This window comes from Frankia tisae (assembly GCF_025403405.1).
Classification (GTDB): Bacteria; Actinomycetota; Actinomycetes; order Frankiales; family Frankiaceae; genus Frankia; species Frankia tisai.
Genome location: NZ_JANEZT010000425.1, coordinates 1 through 5,214 on the forward strand (window position 1 = coordinate 1; position 5,214 = coordinate 5,214).

The window sequence follows — 5,214 nt, forward strand, 5'->3', positions numbered from 1 at the left end:
GGCCATCCGGATCACGGGGATCACCTCGGCCGCGAGCACGCAGATGACCGCGCTGGTCGGTGCGAGCAGGTCGTGCCGCTGCCGGACGATCACCTGCGCCGTCCAGGACGTCAGCGGACTGCTGGCCGGGGGGCCGGCCGGCTCAGGCCAGAGCAGGCCCGCATCGTCCGGGGACCAGTTCCGGTCGAGGGCGAGCGCCGCGAGGTAGAGCGCCTCGTGGACCGCTTCGTGGTCGGGATCGGTGGGGTCGTGCTCGCTCTGGCGCAGCTCGCGCAGGGCGCCCTTGGACCGGCCGGCGGCGAGGGCTGTCGCGGCGCGAACGAGGTGGCGCTCGGCCGGCGGCGGGAAGGGGTACCGCACGGGCACGCTGGCGGGCTCGACGCGATGTTGCTCGTGCAGCAGGAGCGCGATGAGAAGCCTTGCTGAGGAAAGCGGCATCGGTGCGGTCTTCCTTCACGGACGACGCGGAACCGGATCCGGTTCGGACTGTTCGGACCCGCCGGAAAATGCTGGCAGAGCCATGACAGTACCTATCATTCCGTCCTCGGCAAGCGTTTTGACGGTTCCGTGACGACCTAGTTGTGGCATCGAATGTACCTCGCGGAAACGGTCGTCGGTGTCGCGATGATATGGCCATCATTAAATAGAGAAATGATTTTGCTTTGCATTCTCACACGAGGTCGCAGGGAACGGCGTCGTACCGGCGGGCCAGCTCGGCGATGAGCGGCGTCGACCCGGCGAAGCGGTGGTCGTCGACGGCGGCCACGGCAGCGATCCCGCGGGAGTTCGTCACGAAGGCGGCCTCGAAGTGGCCGAGATCCGCCAGCAACACCGGCGCCCGCGAGCTGCCCGGCGACCGCTCCAGCAGGGCCATCGTCACGCCGTGCAGGGCCGGCGCGTCCGGCCAGACGATCGTGTCTGCGGCGAGGAAGCCGATGTTGGTCGTCGCGCCCTCGGTGATGATGCCGCCCGGCCCGGTGAGCAGCGCATCGTCGAAGCCGCGCCGGCGGGCGAGCCGACCGTACTGGAGCTGACCGAACGTGCCCAGGTGCTTGAGGTGCGGAAACGGCCGCGTGTACGGCACGGACATGAGCCGCTGCGGGGCCGCCGGCGGTTCGGCGGGCGCTCCGACCGCGACGATGAGCCGCGCCGGGCCGCCGTCCGCCGCGCCGGCGACGACGACCCGCACGGTGGCGTCGCGGGTCGAGGCGGCCAGTGCCGTCCGGATGCGGGCGCGCACCAGCTCGCCGTCGAGCGGTGCGTCGTAGAGCTCGCGGTTCGCCGCGTCGAGACGTTGCAGATGCAGGTCGAGACCGCGGGTCCGGCCGGCGCGGACCTGCATGACCGTGAAATGGCCGTGCGGAAGCAGGGCCAGGACAGGCGCATCGTCGAGGGGCACGGGACACCCGTCGATCTCGACGCGCAGGAATGCCGGGCTGATCACTCCGGTCAGGATAGCCAGCCGGAGCGGGGGGCCCGATCGGGCGCCCCGGGCGACGAAGATCGGCGGCGGGTTCGCTAGCGTGCTCGTGCCGCGCCCGTCGTCTGGCGGGCCGCCCGTAAACGAATGGAGTGGCCATGTCCGACCTTGCCGTCGACCCCACGGCCGACCCGGCCAAAATCGTCAGCGGTCTGTCCGCCCTGTCGGAGCGGGAGATCTCCGAACTGCTGGCGGGCCCGGCCGGGGAGGGCATCCTCGACGAGATCTTCCGCCAGATGCGCGACACGTTCCGGCCCGAGCAGGCGCAGGGCGAGAACGCGCTCATCCGTTTCGCCCTCACCGGCGGCTCCGGCGGTGGCACCCGTATCTACGAGCTGCACGTCGTCGACGGCACCTGCGCTTTGGCGATCGAGCCCCCCGCCGGTGCCGGCGCGGCGCCCGCCGACCGTGCGCTGACCATCACCACCGACCGGGTCCGCTTCGTCCGCGTGCTCATCGGCCAGGTCAGCGGCGCCAAGCTCTTCATCACCCGGAAAATCAAGATTGACGGCGACCTCAAGTTCGGCGGCAAGGTGATGTCCTGGTTCGGAATCAAGCAGGACGACTGAGTCACCCTGCGCCCGGTGCCGCTCGGCTCAGGGCGACGCACTCCGTGTGCGGAACGTATTACTGCCGGTTGATGCTGGCGACAGATGGCGAGGCGCGCGGCGGCCCCGCGGTTCCGGGAGGGCGGATGGTGCGGCTGGTGCTCGACGGCCGGGCGCACGATCTGCCCGCCGGGACCGACGCGGGGAGGAGCCGGTGAGGTGGCCGGGTGGGATGCCGGGGTGCGGTCTTCGGTCAGAGGGCGAACTCGGCCGGTTCCAGCCCGAGGGCGAGCGCCGCCTCCCGCACGACTGCCTGCTCGCTGGCGACGAACTCACCGTCGACCAGCCCGATGACCTGCCCGATCCGCACGACGGCGGCGGCCTGCGCCACCCGGCCGCGCACCTTGATGATTTCGGTCAGGGCCGCGCGGCGGCCGGCCGTGAAGTCCGCCGTCAGCCGGTCGAGGTGCGCCTCGAACAGGCGCACGGTGTCCTGTTCGGGGAACTGGGACAGCACCGGGTCGGTGGCGGCGAAGCCGAGCAGGCCTTCCCGCTCGGTCGGGTCGATGTGCCCGTCGGCGGCGGTGACCAGCGCGCACATCGCCACCGCCGCGTCCCGGAAGGCCAGGGTGCGCAGCTCCTCGCGGCGGGTGAACAGCTGGGCCCGCAGCGAGGCCAGCGACGGCAGCCGCCGGTTGCCCCCGGCGGGGTCCAGCCCGCGCCACAGCGGCCAGCCCTCGGTCAGCCAGCGGCGCACGACCTCCGCCATCGACAGCGGGCGCAGCCGCGTCGCAAGCAGGACGTCGATGTCCACCGGGACGAGGGTGTGCTCCCCCCAGCGGGACGGGGTCGGAATGCCGGCCGGCCAGACCCCGGCGAACAGCACGCTGAGCACATGGTCCGTCGCGGAGTTCGGGGAACGGCCGGTGATGGAGCCGTCGTGCTCGACCGCGCCGACGAACTGCCGGGAGACGACCCGCGGCCCGGCGAGCCGCCCCACCTGCCGCTCGAGCGCGTCGTCGGCGCTCTCGCCGCCGACCACCGGGCCACCGGGCAGCACGTGCCAGACGTCGTCCGGCGGTCGTGCCAGCAACACCCGGTCGTCGATCCGCAGCAGCAGCCGGACATCGAGCCGAACAGTGGCCTGCACTGGCATACCGACTCCACTCCCGAAGACGCACCGCACAAGATGGGTCACGCAATGACGGCATCATCCCCCAGATGACCCGAAGACCCGACCCGGTGGTTCGGCTGCGTCACCTTGCCAGGCGTGGTGTCCGGCTCCGGTGGCCAGTCGATACCCGATCTGCGCGGCGATGATCTCCACCGGCTGGCAGGTGGTCTCCTCGTCGAGGGAGCGGGCAGGAGGTCGGGGGCCCGGGCGGGAGCCCGATGGTGGCGCACGGTTCGTTTCCGCCGCCGCACGGGTGTTTTTGCGGGCATTTAAGTTATTTGTGCTGGTCTGACGCTTGGAGGGTGCGGACGGGCGGGTCCGCGGTCGCTGGCGCCAGCGGGGGTTGGCGAGAAGACGGCGATACCTGGCAATCCGGTCAGCGTGCCGGCGTCCCGGGGGTCGTAGCGTCGACGTCGTACCGTCCGGCCCTTCCCCCGGCTCCGCGATGTCCGCGGCTCGGCGATCCCCGCGGCTTGGTGATCTTCGTGGCTTCGCGGGCGGGCGGTGCCCGTTCCGGCGAGGTGTGTTGCGTGAACTGCTTGCTGTGCTCCCGGCCGCCGCGGCCGGCGCCCGAGGCGTCCCGCGAGGCGAAACCGTGACCAAGTTCCTGCTCAGCGTGCACGTCCTTGCCGCGATCGTCGCGATCGGACCGGTCACGGTGGCGGCGAGCATGTTCCCGTCGGCGGCTCGCGCGGCGTTGGCCCGTCCGGGCGACGAGCACTCCGCCGGGGTCGCGCGGGTGCTGTACCGGATCTGCGGGATCTACTCGGCACTCGGCCTGCTCGTGGTCGTGTTCGGGTTCTTCACCGCGCAGGGCCTCGACGTGCTCGGTCAGATCTGGCTCATGGTCGCGATCGCGCTGACCGGCCTCGCCGCGATCGTGCTCGCCTTCGCGATCCTGCCCGTGCAGCGCAACCTCATCGACGAGATCACCACCGCCGCGGCCGCCCGCGTCGCCGGCGCCGGCACCGGCACCGCCGGCACCGGTGGTGCCGAGGCCTCGTCCGAGGGCGCACCCGTCTCGGCGATGGACCTGCCGACCGCCGACATGCCGACCGCCAGCCTGCCCGCCTCGCGCGTGGCGGCGGCCCTGGACAGCGGTGCGGCGACCGGGAACGGCTTCGCGCTCGCCCGCACCAAGCGCCTCGCGATGACCGTCGGCATCTTCAACCTGCTCTGGGCCACCGTCACCGTTCTGATGATCATCCGTCCGGGCTCGACCACCGGCGTCTGAACCGGTGCACGCGCCCCCGCCCGATGGGACGATTCGTCCTGGGTGAGGTGACGGCAACGGAGGGGGAGGACGCCGGATGGGGGAGGCGCTGGACACGGTCAAGCGGGCGCTGGAGGCCTTCGACGCCGGTGACGAGGCGGCGGTCCGGTCACTGCTCGACGTCGACCTCGTCGTGGAGGCCCCCGGCGGGGTGCGCATCGAGGGCCGCGACGCCGGCGCCGGGTACAGCGCCGCGTTCCTCGCCGCGTTCGACGACGCGGACGTCGACACGCACATCCTCGCCGAGCAGGGCGAGCTCGTCGTCGAGGAGTACACCCTCACCGCCACGCACACCGGCGTCCTGCGCGATGCCGACGGCACCGAGCACCCCCCGACCGGGCGGCGCATCACCCTGCGGGTCGTCGAGGTCTACCGCGTCCAACATGGCCTGATCACCGAGAACCGCCTCTACTTCGACCAGGCCCTGCTGGGCCGCCAGCTCGACGCCGCAGAGCAGCCACCCCGCTGACGGCGCAGCCCCGCCGCCGACGGGATGCGGTGCGTTGTGCGCGTTTTCGGGGTGCGGACCGTGCAGAACGCACCGCAATGCTGCGCGCGGCGGCGGATGCCACGGGTCGATGTTCGACGGCCGACCGGCGCGGACATACTGCCTTGCGGAACCCGGCGAACCGGACAGGTCCGCGACCGGGACAGGGCGAAGGGCGGGACATGCAGTTCGACGACGAGTCGGTGGACGCCTCCGAGCTGGAGGACCAGCGCGGGGGCGGGGGGCTCGGCC

The 5,214-nt window shown here is 71.9% G+C and carries 5 protein-coding genes and 1 pseudogene; 3 read left to right on the plus strand and 3 right to left on the minus strand.

Annotation, left to right across the window (positions count from 1 at the left end; translation table 11 throughout):
* Positions 1-438, minus strand: a pseudogene (locus NBZ85_RS27235) (hypothetical protein); the annotation flags it as partial.
* A 232-nt stretch (positions 439-670) separates the two neighbouring features.
* Positions 671-1,444 (minus strand): aminotransferase class IV, encoded by a 774-nt coding sequence (locus NBZ85_RS27240; RefSeq protein WP_261559908.1) that lies wholly within the window; start codon positions 1,442-1,444, stop codon positions 671-673.
* Between the two features lie 134 nt (positions 1,445-1,578).
* Here NBZ85_RS27240 and NBZ85_RS27245 point away from each other — a divergent pair, with 134 nt between their 5' ends.
* Positions 1,579-2,049 carry an SCP2 sterol-binding domain-containing protein gene (locus NBZ85_RS27245; protein WP_261559909.1) on the plus strand — a complete coding sequence of 157 codons (471 nt, stop codon included), beginning with the start codon at positions 1,579-1,581 and terminating at the stop codon, positions 2,047-2,049.
* A 232-nt stretch (positions 2,050-2,281) separates the two neighbouring features.
* Here NBZ85_RS27245 and NBZ85_RS27250 read toward each other — a convergent pair whose 3' ends face one another.
* Positions 2,282-3,184: a TerB family tellurite resistance protein gene (locus NBZ85_RS27250; RefSeq protein ID WP_261562873.1), complete on the minus strand. Its 903-nt coding sequence runs from the start codon at positions 3,182-3,184 to the stop codon at positions 2,282-2,284.
* A 613-nt stretch (positions 3,185-3,797) separates the two neighbouring features.
* On the opposite strand from NBZ85_RS27250, the gene NBZ85_RS27255 reads away from it, so the two are divergent.
* Both NBZ85_RS27255 and NBZ85_RS27260 read left to right on the plus strand, forming a co-directional pair.
* Positions 3,798-4,436 (plus strand): protease, encoded by a 639-nt coding sequence (locus NBZ85_RS27255; RefSeq protein WP_261559911.1) that lies wholly within the window; start codon positions 3,798-3,800, stop codon positions 4,434-4,436.
* A 76-nt stretch (positions 4,437-4,512) separates the two neighbouring features.
* Positions 4,513-4,944 carry an ester cyclase gene (locus NBZ85_RS27260; protein ID WP_261559912.1) on the plus strand — a complete coding sequence of 144 codons (432 nt, stop codon included), beginning with the start codon at positions 4,513-4,515 and terminating at the stop codon, positions 4,942-4,944.
* The last annotated feature ends 270 nt before the right edge of the window (positions 4,945-5,214 follow it).

Coding starts and splice junctions, on each gene's coding strand:
- NBZ85_RS27250 (WP_261562873.1), bottom strand. CDS start 3,184: ATGCCAGTGCAGGCCACTGTTCGGCTCGATGTCCGGCTGCTGCTGCGG.
- NBZ85_RS27245 (WP_261559909.1), top strand. CDS start 1,579: ATGTCCGACCTTGCCGTCGACCCCACGGCCGACCCGGCCAAAATCGTC.
- NBZ85_RS27260 (WP_261559912.1), top strand. CDS start 4,513: ATGGGGGAGGCGCTGGACACGGTCAAGCGGGCGCTGGAGGCCTTCGAC.